Source organism: Streptomyces katrae (assembly GCF_000717655.1).
Taxonomy (GTDB): domain Bacteria; phylum Actinomycetota; class Actinomycetes; order Streptomycetales; family Streptomycetaceae; genus Streptomyces; species Streptomyces katrae_B.
The window spans coordinates 105536-121364 of the sequence record NZ_JNZY01000043.1 but is presented as its reverse complement, the minus strand read 5'-3'; the positions used below and the strand labels follow the sequence as shown (position 1 = coordinate 121364).

Below are 15829 nucleotides of genomic sequence, written 5' to 3'. Positions count from 1 at the left end.
CGGAGCATTACGTCACCTGCCCCCAGGACCTGACGGAATGAGAGAAGTCCACTGCCTCACCGGCTGTTTTTTCTTGCAGGGTGACGGTTGGTCGGTGGCGTTCCGCAGAGCGCCTTCCCGTTAAATCCGAAGCGGAGAATCAGGAGAACGCTGATGTCTGAACGGTTCGACGGCCAGGTCGTCCTCGTCACCGGAGGAGGCGAAGGCATCGGCCGGGCAGCGGCGGTTGCCTTCGCCCGGCTCGGCGCACTGGTGGTGGTCTCGGGCCGCCACCCGGAGACGCTCGAAGGAACGGTCAAGCTGATCCGCGACGCGGGCGGGCAGGCCGACAGCGTGGTCGCCGACGTGTCGGACACGACGGCCGGCGCGGACGCCGGCGCCGCGTACGTCGTTGCCGAGACCGTGCGCCGGCACGGCGCCCTGGACGTGGCCTTCAACAACACCACCGAGCTGGGCCCCCACCAGTCCGTCGCGGACATCGACGAGACGGTCTGGGCCCAGACCCTGACGGCCAACCTCACCGGCGTCTGGCTGTCCATGAAGCACGAGATCGCCCACATGGGGTCCGCCGGCGGCGGGGTCATCGTCAACACGGCCAGCAACATCGGAGCGCAGGGCATGCTCCCCGGCCTCGGCGCGTACGCCGCGTCCACGGCCGCCGTCAGCGCCCTGACCCGGACCGCGGCCCGCGAGTACGTCGCCCAGTCGATCCGCATCAACGCCATCAGCCCCTGCCCGCTCGGCCGGGGGGCCAGCGTCGAGGAGATCGCCGACACCGTGGTCTGGCTCTGCTCCGACGCGGCCGCGTACATCGTCGGGCACGACCTCGTGCTCGACCGCAAGACGAGCGAGTAGAGCGGTGGCCCCTCGCATGCACAGGTTCCCCCGCCCCTACGACGGTCCGGGCGAGCCGGGCTGGTCCAAGCGGGACAGCGTCGTGGCCGAGGCAGTGGCCGAGGACGAGGTCCAGGTCCAGGTCGGCGTCGAGGCCTACGCCGAGGCCGGCGCCGAGGGCGCCGCGCCCGACGTGGTGCTCATCGCCACCGGCAGCGAGATGCGCATCGCCCTCGACGCCCGCGCCATCCTGCACCGCGAGGGCATCGCCGCCCGCGTGGTGCCGATGCCCTGCCCCCAGCCGCCGGCCGGCGCCCGGGCCCGGGTGTCCGTGGCGGCCGGCTCCGCGCTCGGCTGCTACGAACTGCTCGGCGAGGCCGGCATCCCGGTCCGGCTCGACCAGTGCGGCGCGCGCGGCGCGTACACCGCCCTCCACCAGCAGCACGGCTTCAGCGCCGCCCGGGTGGCCGCCACCGCCCGGGCCGGGCTGGCCCGCGCCGGACAGCGGGAGGGCGCATGAACACGGCCGTGCTGACCGCCCGTGTCCCGGGCTCGAAGAGCATCACCAACCGGGCGCTGCTGCTGGCCGCCGCCGCCGACGGGGTCTCGCTGCTGAGGGCCCCCCTGGTCAGCGCGGACACGGTGGCCTTCCGGGAGGCCCTGGCCGGCCTCGGCGTCCCCGTCGTGGAGGGCGACGACGGCTGGAAGGTCACCGGCAGCGGGCGCGCCCCGGCCGGCGGCGGCGCGGTGTGGTGCGAGGACGCCGGCACCGCGGCCCGGTTCCTGCCGCCGTTCGCGGCGACCGGAGCCGGCGCGTTCACCTTCGACGGCACCGGCCAACTGCGCGCCCGGCCGCTGCGGCCCCTCGCCGAGGCGCTGGGCCGGCTCGGCGCGGACGCCCGGGTCACCGAGCCCGTCGGCGGACTGCCGCTGACCGTCGCCGCCCGGGGCCTGACCGGCGGTGACCTGACCGTGGACGCCTCGCTCAGCAGCCAGTACCTCACCGGCCTGCTGATGGCGGGACCGCTGATGAGGAAGCCGCTGACCGTACGGGGCGAGGGGCTGGTCAGCCGCCCGTACATCACGATGACCCAGGAGCTGATGCGCCACTTCGGCGCGTACGTCGACGAGTTCGAGGGCGGCGCGATCCAGGTGCTGCCCGGTGGCTACCGGGCCGCCGAGCTCGACATCGAACCCGACGCCTCCACCGCCTCGTACTTCTTCGCGGCGGCCGCCGTCACCGGGACCACCGTCACCGTGCCCGGCCTCGGGCTCGGCAGCGTCCAGGGCGACCTCGGCTTCGTGGAGGTGCTGCGCCGGGCGGGCGCCCGCGTGAAGACGGCCGACGGGGCGACCACCGTCACCGGCACGGGGCGGCTGCGCGGCGGCTTCGCCGTCGACATGGGCGACATCTCCGACACCTTCATGACACTGGCGGCGGTGGCCCCGCTCGCCGACGCGCCGATCACCGTTCACGGCATCGGCCACGCACGGCTCAAGGAGTCCGACCGGATCGCCGCGGTCGAGGAGAACCTGCGGGCCCTCGGGATCCGCACCGAGTCAGGACCGGACCGGCTCACCGTCCACCCGGGCCGCCCCGCGGCCGCCCGGATCGCCTGCCGCCGGGACCACCGGATCGCCATGGCGTTCTCGGTACTGGGCCTGCGCGTCCCCGGCATCACGCTCGACGACCCGTCCTGTGTCGGCAAGACCTTCCCCGGCTTCCACGCCGAACTGGGACGGCTCTTCCCGGCCCACCGCTCGGGCACCCAAAGTCACTGACAACGAAAGGGATGTGAGAACCCCCATGGCCGACATACTCATCGCCGGCGGTGGCATCGGTGGCCTCGCCGCGGCGCTCGGACTCGCGAAGCGGGGACACCAGGTCACCGTCCTGGAGCGCAGGGACGTCTTCACGGAGGTCGGCGCAGGCATCCAGCTCGGCCCGAACGCCTTCCACGCGCTCGACCTGCTGGGCGTGGGCCAGGAGGTCCGCGACCGCGCCGTGTTCATCGACGAGCTGCGCTTCATGGACGGCACGACCGGCGAGAAGGTCGCCGCGATGCCGGTGAAGGAGAAGTACCGGGGCCGGTTCGGCAACCCGTACGCCGTCGTCCACCGCGTGGACCTGTACCTGCCGCTGCTCGAGGCCGCCCGCCGCCACCCCGGCATCGAGCTGCTGGGCCGCCACCACGTCGTCGCGTACGAGCAGAAGGCGGGCGCGGTCTCCGCCGTCCTCGCCGACGGCCGGCGGATCACGGGGGACGCGCTGATCGGCGCGGACGGACTGCACTCCGCGATCCGGCAGCAGATGGTCGGCGACGGGTCCCCGCGGGTCTCCGGGCACACCATCTACCGCTCGGTGATCCCGATGGAGGAGGTGCCCGAGGAGCTGCGGTGGAACACCGTCACCCTGTGGGCGGGCCCGAAGTGGCACTTCGTGCACTACCCGATCGCGGGCGGCGAGCACTTCAACCTGGCCGCGACGCGCGACGACGGCGCCACGGAGGCCGTGGCGGGCCTGCCGGCCGAGCACGACCACGTGGTGAACTCCTTCCCCGAACTGTCCGGGGCCGCGCGGCGGCTGCTGGAGCTCGGCCGGGACTGGAAGTCCTGGGTGCTGTGCGACCGCGACCCGGTCGACCGCTGGACCGAGGGCCGGGTGGCGCTGCTGGGCGACGCCGCGCACCCGATGCTCCAGTACGCCGCGCAGGGCGCCTGCCAGGCCATCGAGGACGCGGTGCTGCTGAGCGGGCTGCTGGACGGCTGCCCGGCCGATTTCGAGCAGCGGCTGGAGAAGTACAACGCGGCGCGGCGCGAGCGGACCGCGCAGGTGCAGCTGGTGGCCCGTGAGATGGGGCGGCAGCTGTACCACGCGGCGGGCGGGGCGCGGGTGGAGCGCAACGCGATGCTGGCCTCGCTGTCGGACGACGACATGTACGACAAGGTGGCCTGGCTGCACGGCGCGTACGACTTCGACCGGCTCACGGCAGGCTCTTGACGTAGGCCTCGATGGCTGCGGTGACGCGGTCGCGGTCGGCGGTGGAGATGCCGGTCCCGGCCGTCTGCTGGAGGAAGTAGTAGACGAGGGAGGCGGTGCAGATGTCTGCCTGCTCCTTGGGGAGCAGGCAGATGAGACGGCTCGTGACAGGGCGCTCGCCGCGGAAATTCAGGACGCGAAGGTAGCCCTTGACGTCGGTCCCCACGGACTCCCGGATGGTTCCGACGTAGAGACCCGGGACGCCGGTGGGGAGGTTCACCGTCTTTCCCGTGTCCTGTGCCTTGCACGTGCTCTCCGTCGCGTCCGGGTCCCCGTCCAGGTACTTCAGCAGCTCGGGCGCGCTCTTGCCGAAGTCGGAGCAGTCCAGGGCCACCCCGGTCACCTCGTCTTCCATCAGACCCACCCCGAAACCCTCGAAGTCGAGCGGGGCGTCACCCACGTGTACCTGCCGGTACACCGCGGAGTCGTAGAAGACGAGCGTGCACGTCTTGCCCGCCGGCGCCATCAGGTAGGTCTTCGGATCCGCCGCGTACACCTGGGCACCTGCCGGCACGGCGAGCCGGCTCGGCAGGCGGACCGAAGGCGGCGGGGGCGCGGGTGCTCCTTCCAGGGGCGTACCGGTCGGCGAGCAGGCGGTGACGGAGACCTCCTGGGAGGGCACCTCGACCGGTTTCGCCTCGGGCAGCGTGGGGACCACGAGTTTCTCGAGCACCGCGTTCAGCTCGGCGGAGTCCTGCGGGAACTGCGGTGCGGCGGCCTTGACCGCCGAGGCGAGCCGGGTCAGGACCTCCTGCTCCGCGGCCGGCACGCGGTAGCCGACGAACCGGAACTCCAGCTGCAGGCCGAGGGCGTCCATCCGGTCGCGGACCCTTTCGTTCATCGCGGCCGGGTCGCCGCCGCAGCCGTCGGTGCCCTGCGTGGTGACGACGACGATGCGGTTGCGCTTGCTGCCGCGCAGCGGAAAGCGCCCCGAGAAGTCGTCGATCGCGGCCAGGAGCCCGCTGTTCAGGGTCGCCCGGCCGCCCGGGGTGAGCTCGTGCGCCGCCGCACTGATCCGCTGCGCGTTGCCGGTTCCGCTGCCCACCAGTTCCCGGGTGTTGCCCGGTTCGCCGCAGGCGCCGCCGAACCGGCGCAGGGACAGCGCATCGCGGTCCCCGCTGTTTCGGACCGCGGCGCCGACGGCGTCGGCGAGCGCGCCGAAGTCCCGCCCCGCAGCCGGGGATCCGGGGTCGGAGGTGTCGAGGAGGAACGCGGTGCGGTACTGCGGCGTGGACCGTACGACGTACACGACGGCCGCCCCGACGGCCACCACGGCCACCGTGAGCACCGCCAGGGTGACCCGTAACCAGCGTCTGCGCGGCCGCGCCGCCGCCGGGGCCGTCACCGGGCCGCCGGGGCCTTGGTACGCAGGGCGGCGAGTGCCTTGTTCATCGCGTCCACCTGGGTGTTGTAGTCGGCGGCGGCCTTCTCGAAGGCCTCGTGGCGGGGACCGAGCGGCGCCTTGGAGCGTGCGGCCTCCAGCAGCCGGTCGGCGGCCTCCAGCACGGTCTTCTGCTGCTCGCGCAGCTTCGCCGCCCGGTCGTTGATGTCGCGCCCGGCGGGGGTCTTCGCCCGGCCGCCGAGGTCTTCGAACTCGGTGCCGATGTGCGGTTCCCTGGCCCGGTCGAGGTTCTGCCCCGCCTCGTCGAGCCGGCCGTCGGTGATCTCCCGTGCGGCGGTGTTGATGCGGGTCACGGCCGGGTTGAGGACGTCCACGATCTTCGTGGCGTTGCGCAGGACCGGCTCGGTGTTGGTCGACCATTCCAGGGCCGCGTCGAGGTCCGCCCGGGTGTTCGCGAAGACCGGCTCGGCCGGGTTGGAGCCGGCGGTGGCGATCGACTTCAGGCTCTCGCTCTGGTTCTCGGGGACCTGATAGCCGATCAGCCGGAACTCGATCTTCAGACCGGCCGCGCGGATCCGGTCCGCGATCTCCCGCCGTACGAAGTCGGTGTCCTCGTCGCACGCGTCCTTGCCGTGCCGCGTCACGACGACGATGCGGTTCACCTGCTTGGCGCGCTGACCGGCGCCGAACGCGAACGTGCCGGAGAAGTCGTCGACGGCCTGGACGATGCCCCGCAGCAGGGTGGCCAGGCCGCCCACCGGGGCCTGTTGGGCGGCCCGCACGATGTCCTGCCGGTTGTCCGTGCCGAAGTCCACCAGCCGGGCGGTGTTGCCGTCCGTACCGCACTCGCCGCCGAACCGGCGCAGGGCCAGGGCGTCGGAGTCGCCCGCGTTGCCCACCACGGTCCTGAGGGAGGCGGCGACGGCGTCCGCGTCGCCGGAATCCGCGACGGCGGTCGTGTCCATGAGGAACTGCGTCTTGTAGGTCGGCGCGTAGGCCGGCAGCACCCAGCGCACCACCGCCCATGAGCCGCCGCCGAGCAGCGCCAGGACCACGAGAACGAGGAACGTGTTCCGGACGCTGCGCGGGATGCTGATGTCGAAGATGCGCAGGTCGTGGCCGGCCTGGTAGACGCGGGCGTCGCCCGACGCAGTGGCCTTCTGCCGCACGCCTGCCCGTTGCGCCTCGGCGCCGTCGTCCGCGCCGCCGGAGTCCGCCGAAGGAGATCCCGTCATGCCGACCATCGTCAGTTACACCACATGATCACTTTAAGTGGCCGGACGGTTTGTTTTCGTCGTCGTGAGCGCCGTCATCACCGTCATCGCCGCCGCACGCCGCACCGCCCGCGAGGGCGGCCGGTGCGGCGGCACCGTCCGGGCCGGGTCAGACCTTGAGGACGATCTTGCCCGTGGTGTGGCGGGACTCGCCGAGCTCGTGGGCCTTGCGCACGTCCTGGAGGGGGAAGGTCTCCGCGATCAGGGGGCGCAGCCGACCCGTGTCCACGAGGGTGGCCAGTTCCTGCAGGACCATGTGGTCGGGGGCCACGTTGACCGTGATGGCGCGGACGCCCGCCGCGGTCGCCTTCGCGGTGATCTCCTCGATCCCGAGGGGGTTCGTCACGCCGATGTAGAGGCCGCCGGGGCGCAGGGTGCGCAGGGAGCGGTCCTCGTACTCGCCGCCGACCAGGTCCAGTACGACGTCCACGTCCTGGACGGCCTCGGTGAAGTCCTGCGCCGTGTAGTCGATCAGCTCGTCCGCGCCCAGCTCGCGCAGCAGCTCGTGCTTGGCCGCGCTGGCGGTGCCGATGACGTACGCACCACGGGACTTGGCGATCTGGACGGCCAGGTGGCCGACGCCGCCGGCCGCCGCGTGGATCAGCACCCGCTGGCCCGCCTGCAGGTCCGCGCCGTCGACCAGCGCCTGCCAGGCGGTCGAGCCGGCGAGCGGCAGGGCGGCCGACGAGACGTGGTCGAGGCTGCCCGGCTTGCGCGCGAAGTGGCGCGCGGGCGCGGCGACGTACTCGGAGTACCCCGCGGCCTCGTCGGGGAAGGAGGGGAGGCCGAAGACCTCGTCGCCCACCTTGAACCGGTTCTCGCCCGCCGCGACCGCCACGACGGTGCCGGAGACGTCCCAGCCGACGCCGAACGGCGGGGTCATCCACAATCCGAACGCACGGATCTTCCAGTCGATCGGATTGACGCCGGCGGCGTGGGTCTTTACCAGAATTCCCGCGGGGCCGGGAATGGGGAGCGGGGAATCCGTCAGGTTCAGTACTTCGGTGCCGCCCAGGACGTCCTGGCGGACCGTTCGCATCGTTTCTGTCATGCATTCAATGATCGCAACTCGCAAAGCCGAATCCCCGTCGATATTCGGCCATTCGCGACCTGACAGACCGGCCCGGAATGGTTTTTGCGCCGAAGGCGCCCTGCTCAATGCTGGGGTATATGACTCAGCTGCGATCACTTGGTTCGGCCGGTCCTGAGGTTTCCGCTCTCGGCCTCGGCCTGATGTCCATGTCCGACTTCTACGGCCCTGCCGACCGGGCCGAGGGAGTCGCCACCGCCCACGCCGCCATCGACGCCGGGATCACCCTCCTCGACACCGGCGACTTCTACGGCAGCGGCCACAACGAGCTCCTCCTGCGCGAGGTGCTGCAGAGCCACGACCGCGAGCGGCTCACCCTCAGCGTCAAGTTCGGCGTCCTGCGCGACCCGTCCGGCGGCATCCTCGGCGTCGACTGCCGTCCCGAGGCCGTGAAGAACTCCCTCGCCCAGACCCTGCAGCGGCTCGGCACGGACTACGTGGACGTCTACCGCCCGGCGCGCCTCGACCCGGCGGTGCCGATCGAGGAGACCATCGGCGCCATCAAGGAGATGGTGGAGGCCGGCCACGTCCGGCACATCGGCCTGTCCGAGATCGGCGCGGAGACCCTGCGCCGGGCCTCCGCCGTGCACCCCATCTCCGATCTCCAGATCGAGTACTCGCTGCTCTCCCGCTCCATCGAGGACGAGATCCTGCCGACCGCCCGGGAGCTCGGCACCGCGATCACCGCGTACGGGGTCCTCGCCCGCGGCCTGCTGTCCGGCCGCTGGAACCACCAGCGCGCCGCGGCCTCCGACGACGGCCGCAGCAACTTCCCGCGCTTCAGCGGCGAGAACCTCGACCGCAACCTGCAGCTCGTCGCGGCCCTGGGCAAGGTGGCCGAGGCCAAGGGGGTCACCACCTCGCAGCTGGCGATCGGCTGGGCCATGGCCCAGGGCGCCGACATCGTCCCCGTCGTCGGCTCCCGCCGCCGCGACCAGCTCACCGAGGCGCTCGGCGCGCTCTCCCTCGAGCTGACCGCCGAGGACGTTGCCGAGATCGAGCGGGCCGTTCCCGCCGAGGCGGTCGCCGGCACGCGCTTCGACGCCGAGGGCATGGCCATGCTCGACAGCGAGAAGAGGGGCTGAGCATGAGGCCGTTCTGCAGCGCCGCCCAGTGGCAGGCCGAACTCCTCGACGTCGAGGCGTACCTCGACCGCCTGGGCATCGGCGGGCCGCTGGAGCCGGATGCGCAGACCCTGCGCCGGCTGCACCGGGCGCACGCCCTGACCATCCCGTTCGAGAACCTCGACATCCTGCTGGGGCGGGGCATCGACCTCGACGTGGAGGTCATGCAGTCCAAGCTCCTGCGCAGCCGGCGCGGCGGGTACTGCTACGAGCACAACATGCTCTTCGCGGTGTTGCTGGAGCGGCTCGGGTACGAGGTCACGCGGCTGTACGCGCGTCCGCTCCTGGACGCGCCCAAGCCGCTGCCCCGGACCCACCTGATGCTGAGCGTGGCCGTGGGCGGGGAGACCTACCTCGCCGACGTGGGCTTCGGCGACGAGGGCCCGCTGGAGCCGATCCTGGTCTCCGACGGGATCGTCTCCGAGCAGGGCGGCTGGGTGTACCGGCTGGCCCGCGAGGAGGGCACCGACAAGGAGTGGGTGCTCTCGCTGAAGCGGGACGACGGCTGGTTCCCCCTGTACTGGTACGCCACCGAGGCGCACCACCACATCGACTGCGTGGTGGCGAACTACTTCATCTCCACGCACTCGAGCTCGCCGTTCACCGGCCGGGTCTTCCTGGAGCGGATCGCGGAGGACTGGCGGCTGAACCTCAACCACCGCAAGCTCACCCTGACCCGGGCCGACGGCACGGTCGAGGTCCGGCACGTGGCGGACGGGGAGGTGCGCGAGCTGCTGGCCAAGCAGTTCGGGATCGAGCTGACCGAGGAGGAGGCCGCGGTGGTCGTCGCCGCCCTGCCGGCCCCCGAGCCCTCCTGAGCCCGCCCGTACGGACCCTGCGGGGCCCGTGGCGCGCACCCGGCCGGTGCGCCCCGCGGGCCCCGTTCCGTTGCCCGGGCAGGCGCTGGGCGCCGTACGCGACGAGGCATGCGCGACAAAGCCGTACGGGCCCGGCCGGGGGGAGCCGGGCCCGTACGGCGGACGCCTGAGGGGGGGCGCCGAGGGGGTGGAGCGCGGTGCGGGGATGTGCGGGGGAGGTGCGGGGGTCAGCGGGGCTGGACGGCGATGCGGGTGGCCTTGCCGGTGGAGGCGCCGCTGGTGACGAAGGAGCCGTCCAGGTTGTTGATGGTGAACGCGAAGTCGAAGTTCGCGGTGTTCTTCCCCGTCACCGAGATGTTGGCCTTGAAGGTGATCGTGGAGGCGGCCTTGCCGTCCGCGCCGATCAGGAAGGCGACGTCGGTGTCGGAGTAGGTGCCGCAGCCGGTCTGGCGCCACTCGCCGTGCGAGGCGGTCGTGGTGTTGTTCGGCGAGGTGAAGTTGACGACGCCGGAGGTGGCCGTGGCGCTGCCGTAGTAGCTGCCGAGGAAGATCTCGTGGGTGTTGTCGTCGACGACCTTCCAGCTGCCCGGCAGGGTGTAGCAGCTGCTGCCGCCCTCGACCGCGGCGTTCGCGGAGCCCGTGACGGCCGTCGCGGTGGCGAGCGCGGCGACGCCCGCGAAAACGGCGACCTTGATACGGGTGCTCTTGCGCATGTGATTGTCTCCCATGGAATGGATGAGTATTCCTGCAATTCCCATGATGGCCCGTCGAATTCATAAGAGGTATGGACCAGGTGCCGATTCGTCAGGTCGACAGAAAACCCCTGCGCCGCACGCGAAAACGCGCGGCACAGGGGCCTGTCAATGAGAAAGGGGAATTCAGTCGATCTGCATGACGATGCGCACAGCCGGATCGACGTCCGGCTGCTTCGGCATGGCGGCCGGGTCGATGACCAGGCCGAAGTCCTCCTCGTACGCGGCGTGCAGGGCGGCGTCGTCCGCCAGCTCCACCGTCACGGTGCCGTTCTCGTCCGTACGCGTCAGCTCCCGGCCGTTGACGGTGACCCGGCCGGCCTCGTTCTGGATCGAGCAGATGAGGTTGTGCAGGAACACCGAATCGGGCGCCGTGCGGTACCACCACAGGGTCGGGTAGAAGTCCTCGATCCGCACCGGCCGCTCGTCGAGCCGGTACTGGATCTCCCCGTTCAAGTGGACCTGCAGGAATCCCTCCTCGGGCCGGGTCACCTGGTAATCGCCGTGCGGGTCCTTCTGGACCTCCGCCGATCCGGTCTCCAGCGGGAACCGGCTGTTCTTGCCGAAGCCCACGTCGATCAGCCAGTCCCGGTCCTCCAGGCGCACGCGCAGCGCCAGGTGGCACAGCGGGGCGCCGAACTCGCCGCCGAGGAAGACCTGGCCGGCGAGGATCTCCACGGAGAAGCCGAGCGCTTCCAGGAGGTGCCCGAAGGCCGGGTTCAGCTCGTAGCAGCCGCCGCCGCGCCGACGGGTGACGATCTTCTCGTACAGGAACTCCCGCTCGAGGCTGAGCTCGGCGCCTTCGACGTGGTAGTCGACGTTCTCGAAGGGCACCGACAGCACGTGGCGCTCCTGGAGGTGCCGCAGCGCGTGGATGTCGGCCTTCTCCGGCCGGCGCGCGCCGATGCGCTCCAGGTACGCGTCCACCATCGCATCGCTGAGCATGGTCTTCGTCCTCTCCTCGGTCATCGGGACCACCCGGTCGGCGGGATGTTGTGGTTCACGCGGAACACGTTCTGCGGGTCGTACGCGTCCTTGACCGCGACGAGCCGGGCGTACGTCGCCTCGTCGTACGCCGAGCGCAGGTGCCCGGGCGTGCTCTCCAGGGCGCTGATGAAGCTCAGGAACGGGCCGCCGATGCGCCAGGGCTCCATCGTCTCGATCAGCCGCTCCTGGAACTCCCGTACGTCCTGGATGTGTTCGGGCCAGACCGGCGCGCCCGCGAACAGCGTGTACGCGGTCTCGCGGTGCGGCAGCGCGTTGGGGTGCTCGGGCTGCCGGCCCAGGGCGCCGCCCAGGTGGCGCAGCTCGATGCCGGGGCGGACCGCGTCCACCCCCTCCTTGATCAGCGGCAGCAGGGTGTCGATCGCCGCGTCGTCGAGCTCCCGGATGCGGGTGGAGCGCTCGTAGTAGACGAACGGGACGGTCGGGTCCATGTTGATCTCGGCGACCCGGGTGTACGGCATGTCCGCGACGGTGTCGAGGACGGCCGGCGCGATCTCCCGCAGCGGCCGCACCAGTTCCTCGCCCTCCGCGACGGGCCCGTTGTAGGCGATCCGGATGTGCGCGAGGAAGCGGCCGCGGACCGGCTCGGGCAGCACGTCGATGTCGGGGAAGCGCATCACGGCGATCGAGGACTGCATCGCGTCGGGGACGGTGCGCGTCCAGTCGCGCCAGGTGCGCAGGATCTCGTCGATGTGCTCGCCGGGGAGGAACAGGCCGCCGCCGTAGAGCCGGGCGACGGGGAAGAGGCCGATCTCGATGGAGGTGACCACCCCGAAGTTGCCCTTGCCGCCGCGCAGCGCCCAGAACAGGTCCGGGTGCTCCTCGGGGGACACGAACCGCAGCTCGCCGTCCGCGGTGACCAGGTCGATGTTCTTCACGTGGTCGGCGGAGTAGCCGTACGAGCGGCCGAGCGGGCCGAGGCCGCCGCCCAGGGTGTACGAGACGACGCCGACGCCCGGGGAGGCGCCGTTGAGCGGGGCCAGGCCGAAGGCGGCGGCCTCCTCGATGACCCGGCTCCACTGGACGCCGGGCTCGATGCGGGCGGTGCGGGTGCGCGGGTCGATCCGTACGCCGTCGAGGTTGCGGGTGTTGATCAGCAGGGCGCCGTCGGCGGGCAGTGCGACGCCGTGCCCGGTGGCCTGGACCGCGACCGCGATGCCGTGGCGCGCGGCGAAGCGCACCGAGGCGAGGATGTCGGCGGTGCCGTCGGCGAGGACCACTGCGGCGGGCCGGGCGTCCGGCAGGATCCGGTTGAAGCCGAGCGCCTCTTCCTGGTACGCGTCGGTGCCGGGCAGCAGCAGCGGCCCGCGCAGCTCGGACGCGAGCGCGGCGAGGTCGTCGGTGGTCACGGCGGTGGTGGTCACTGAGGTGGTTCCTTTCGCGGGCGGGATGCTCACTCGGCGGCCTTGCCGGCGGTGCGCAGGCTCGGGAGGGTGAGCGCGGTGAGCAGCACCACGACGCCGCCCAGCCAGGCCACGGTGATCAGCTCTACCTGGTCGACGATCAGACCGCCGACGAGCGCGCCGAGGGCGATGGCCAGGTTGAAGACCGACACCCACAGGGCCGAGGCGGCCTCCATGGCGTCGGGCGCGGACTTGAGCATCCAGGTCTGCAGGCTGACGGAGACCCCGCCGAAGGCCAGGCCCCACAGGACCAGCAGGGCGATGCCGCCGGCCTGGCTCTTGCCGAGCAGCGGGAACAGCAGCATCGCGGCGGCCAGCGCGACGATGATGACGGCCATCGTGCGGCCCAGGTTCTTCGCGACGGCCGCGCCGGCGACGAAGTTGCCGATGATGCCGGCGACGCCGAAGCCCAGCAGCAGGACGCTGATCAGGTCCTCGTCGATGCCGGAGACCTGCTGGAGCATCGGGCTGACGTACGTGTACGCGGCGAGGTGCCCGGTGACGATGAGGGCGGTGGCGATGATGCCCGAGCGGACGCCGCGGTTGGCGAACTGGCCGATCAGCTCGCGCACGCTGACGGGCTTGGTCGCGGGCAGCGAGGGCAGCAGGACCAGCAGGGCGACGAGGACAGCGAAGGCGAGGACGCCGAGCGTGGCGAACGCGGTGCGCCAGCCGGCCAGTCCGCCGATCAGGGTGCCGGTCGGCACGCCGAGCACGTTGGCGGCGGCGACGCCGCCGAAGATGAGCGCGGTGGCCCGGGGGATCGCCGCCGGCTGCACCAGCCGGAACGCGAGACCGCCCGCGACGGCCCAGAAGCCGCCGATGGTGATGCCGACCAGGACGCGCGAGGCGAGCAGGATCCCGAAGTTGGGCGCGAGGACGGTGACCAGGTTGGCGACCGCCATCACGGTCATCAGGCCGACGAGCAGGAAGCGGCGGTCCATACGGCCGACGATCACCGGGATCAGCGGCGCGGACAGCGCGGCGACCAGGCCGGGCACGGTCACCATCAGGCCGGCCGTGCCCTCGGAGACGTGCAGGGCGCCGCCGACCGAGGTGAGCAGGCCGATGGGCAGCTGCTCGGCGGTGACGAGGGTGAAGATGCCGACGGCGACGGAGACGACGGCCAGCCAGCTCTTCAGGGAGGTGGGTTCCGGCGCCTGCGCCGGTGCGGCGGCCTCGGCGGGTGTTTCGAGTGTTGCCATGACAAGAACCTCATTCGTGTCTCTGGGGGCGGGGGGCCGCGCCGCCGGGAGCCGGCAGGTCGGCCGCGGGGCAGGTCAGGTGCGCGGGACCCAGCCGGACTCGTCCCAGAACCGCAGCTGCCGCAGCTTCGACGTGGTGGCGATCTCCGCGACCTGCTCACCGCCGAGGACCAGCGTGCTGGGGTGCTCGGGATCGAAGACCGGCCACGCGGGGCTGCTCGGGCCGGTGGGCACGCCGTCACGGGCGAAGGCGGCCACCAGGTCCATGAAGGTCTCGGAGACGGCGCGCTCGTGCGGCCCGTCGTGGAACAGCGGCATGCTCTCCGGCACCGGGTAGGTGGCGGAGATGGCCGCCGGGTCGCCGTACGTGCCGAACAGGAACGGCGAGGTCGCCTCGTGCGGGGTGCCGTGGTGCGGCGGCCGGACGGGGTACGCGAACTCCATGACGTACTGCGGCGAGCGGCCGTGCCGGGCGTGCCGCTCGGACAGCCGCATGATCTGGTAGCGGAACAGCGCGTCGCCCCAGATCTCCGTCCACAGCGACAGCGGGTCCAGCGGGAGCCCGTCGGCCTCGGCGGCCTCCCGGTAGGCGGCTATGCAGGCGTCGGCCAGCTCGTACGGGGCCTTGTCCATCCCCTTCTCCAGAACGCCGCGCACGGCTTCGCGGAGCTCGGCCGCGTCGGTGGGCGGCGGGGTGGGGGTGGGCTGCGGCGGGCAGGGGCCGGTGTAGAACGAGCCCTCGGTCCGGGCGTGCACCGCCATGACCGGCACCTCGGGGGTGGGCAGTTCGTAGTCGAAGGCGCTCATCCAGCGGCCGTCGACGACCGGGCCGCGGAACTCGCGGCCGCTGCCGACCTCGCGCTCGCCGGGCAGCCCGCCGAACACCTCCTCCCAGGCGCCCATCAGGGCGGCCGCGGGGACCTCCCGCAGGCCCGGCACCGTCGTGCCGAGCCGGCGCGCGACCGACTCGTACGCCCGGCGGGAGTCGGCCGGGGACAGCGAGGTGGACGGCTCCCACACGTGGCAGGCGCTGATCGGGACGATGCGGCGGATGATGCCGCGCAGCTCCGGCAGGAGGGCGAGCTGCCAGGTGCTCGCCCCGCCGGCGGAGGTGCCGGCGACGGTGATGTTGCCGGGGTCGCCGCCGAAGGCCGCGGCGTTGTCGTGGACCCAGCGCAGCAGCGCCACCTGGTCCTGGAGGCCCCAGTTGGCGAAGTCGCCGGTGTCGGGGTCGGTGAACTCCTCGTGCAGGCCGAAGCCGAGTGCGCCGAGGCGGTAGTTGAAGGTGACGACGACGAGGTCGCCGCGGTCGGCGAGGCGGGCCCCGTCGTAGACGGGCAGGCTGCCGCCGCCGACCATCCAGCCGCCGCCGTGGATGTAGACGAGCACGGGCCTGGCGCCCTCGGCGTCCTCCTCGGCGGTGGCGCCGCCCGGCGCCTGCGCGGTGGGCGCGGCCGGCGTCCAGACGTTGGCGTACAGGGAGTCCTCGGCGCTGCCGGGGATGATCGGCTGGAGCGATTCGGGGGCGAACGCCGTGGCGTCGCGCACCCCGTTCCACGGGACGGCCGGCCGCGGCGAGGCGAAGCGCAGGCCGCCGACCGGCGGCGCGGCGTACGGGATGCCGCGGAAGACGGACAGCCGTCCGCAGCGCTCCCCGGCGATCACGCCGGCGCTGGTGTGCGCGAGCACGGACCCGGCTTCGGCATCGTTGTCTGGCGAAGGGCGGTGGGCGGCTGAGGTGGCCATTGCCGTGGGTTCTCCATCGTCATCGGCGGGCGGTCAGTCACGCCGACTCCACGGTGCCCATTCGGACCGAATGTGCCGCGTCGGATGACTCCGGACCATCCGATGCTGGTAACCGCGCGAGAACCCCGCAACAAACGGAACGGCACTGTGTCAGGTACCGGGTTGTCCGTCAGATCGATTCGGCAACGACGGGTGG

General features: G+C 72.1%; 14 protein-coding genes. 6 read left to right on the top strand and 8 right to left on the bottom strand.

The annotated features are described in order from the left end of the window. The first annotated feature begins 153 nt into the window (after positions 1–153). The 4 genes from IF09_RS0133920 to IF09_RS0133905 are packed head-to-tail and all read left to right on the top strand — an operon-like array spanning position 154 to position 3835. Positions 154–855, top strand: coding sequence for an SDR family oxidoreductase (locus tag IF09_RS0133920; protein WP_030302449.1), 702 nt, complete (start codon positions 154–156; stop codon positions 853–855). 16 nt (positions 856–871) lie between these two features. After that, a complete protein-coding gene (locus IF09_RS0133915; RefSeq protein ID WP_030302448.1) occupies positions 872–1354 on the top strand; it encodes a transketolase-like TK C-terminal-containing protein in 483 nt (160 codons plus the stop codon). Next, on the top strand, positions 1351–2616 hold the full coding sequence (gene aroA / locus IF09_RS0133910) for a 3-phosphoshikimate 1-carboxyvinyltransferase (RefSeq protein WP_030302444.1): 1266 nt from the start codon (positions 1351–1353) through the stop codon (positions 2614–2616). Before IF09_RS0133915 ends, aroA begins: the two co-directional genes overlap by 4 nt. A gap of 25 nt (positions 2617–2641) precedes the next feature. Next, positions 2642–3835, top strand: coding sequence for a 3-hydroxybenzoate 6-monooxygenase (locus tag IF09_RS0133905; RefSeq protein WP_030302442.1), 1194 nt, complete (start codon positions 2642–2644; stop codon positions 3833–3835). Here the strand turns inward: IF09_RS0133905 and IF09_RS42180 are convergent. The 3 genes from IF09_RS42180 to IF09_RS0133890 all read right to left on the bottom strand — a co-directional run bounded on the left by IF09_RS42180 (position 3819) and on the right by IF09_RS0133890 (position 7541). After that, on the bottom strand, positions 3819–5219 hold the full coding sequence (locus tag IF09_RS42180) for a hypothetical protein (RefSeq protein WP_158710130.1): 1401 nt from the start codon (positions 5217–5219) through the stop codon (positions 3819–3821). The two genes, IF09_RS0133905 and IF09_RS42180, sit on opposite strands and share 17 nt — an antisense overlap. Next, complete coding sequence (locus IF09_RS0133895) at positions 5216–6451, bottom strand: VWA domain-containing protein (RefSeq protein ID WP_158710129.1); 1236 nt, start codon at positions 6449–6451, stop codon at positions 5216–5218. The genes IF09_RS42180 and IF09_RS0133895 overlap by 4 nt, the downstream gene beginning before the upstream one ends. 148 nt (positions 6452–6599) lie before the next feature. Continuing rightward, entirely contained in the window at positions 6600–7541 is a 942-nt protein-coding gene (locus IF09_RS0133890) for an NADP-dependent oxidoreductase (protein ID WP_030302438.1), read from the bottom strand. A gap of 119 nt (positions 7542–7660) precedes the next feature. Between IF09_RS0133890 and IF09_RS0133885 the strand changes: the two genes are divergently transcribed. After that, a complete protein-coding gene (locus IF09_RS0133885; RefSeq protein WP_030302436.1) occupies positions 7661–8665 on the top strand; it encodes an aldo/keto reductase in 1005 nt (334 codons plus the stop codon). 2 nt (positions 8666–8667) lie between these two features. Then, the gene (locus IF09_RS0133880) at positions 8668–9522 is read left to right on the top strand and encodes an arylamine N-acetyltransferase family protein (RefSeq protein ID WP_037636747.1); all 855 of its coding nucleotides are present in this window, start codon (positions 8668–8670) and stop codon (positions 9520–9522) included. A gap of 227 nt (positions 9523–9749) precedes the next feature. Here IF09_RS0133880 and IF09_RS0133875 read toward each other — a convergent pair whose 3' ends face one another. From IF09_RS0133875 to IF09_RS0133850, 5 genes are all read right to left on the bottom strand, one after another. Beyond that, entirely contained in the window at positions 9750–10235 is a 486-nt protein-coding gene (locus tag IF09_RS0133875; protein ID WP_030302433.1) for a hypothetical protein, read from the bottom strand. Between the two features lie 165 nt (positions 10236–10400). Next, complete coding sequence (locus IF09_RS0133870; protein ID WP_234321248.1) at positions 10401–11243, bottom strand: arylamine N-acetyltransferase family protein; 843 nt, start codon at positions 11241–11243, stop codon at positions 10401–10403. Next, positions 11240–12643 carry an FAD-binding oxidoreductase gene (locus IF09_RS0133865; protein WP_037636745.1) on the bottom strand — a complete coding sequence of 468 codons (1404 nt, stop codon included), beginning with the start codon at positions 12641–12643 and terminating at the stop codon, positions 11240–11242. The genes IF09_RS0133870 and IF09_RS0133865 overlap by 4 nt, the downstream gene beginning before the upstream one ends. Before the next feature lie 29 nt (positions 12644–12672). Then, on the bottom strand, positions 12673–13887 hold the full coding sequence (locus IF09_RS0133860; RefSeq protein ID WP_030302429.1) for an MFS transporter: 1215 nt from the start codon (positions 13885–13887) through the stop codon (positions 12673–12675). A gap of 75 nt (positions 13888–13962) precedes the next feature. Further along, positions 13963–15633, bottom strand: coding sequence for a carboxylesterase family protein (locus tag IF09_RS0133850; protein ID WP_037636742.1), 1671 nt, complete (start codon positions 15631–15633; stop codon positions 13963–13965). Between the last annotated feature and the right edge of the window lie 196 nt (positions 15634–15829).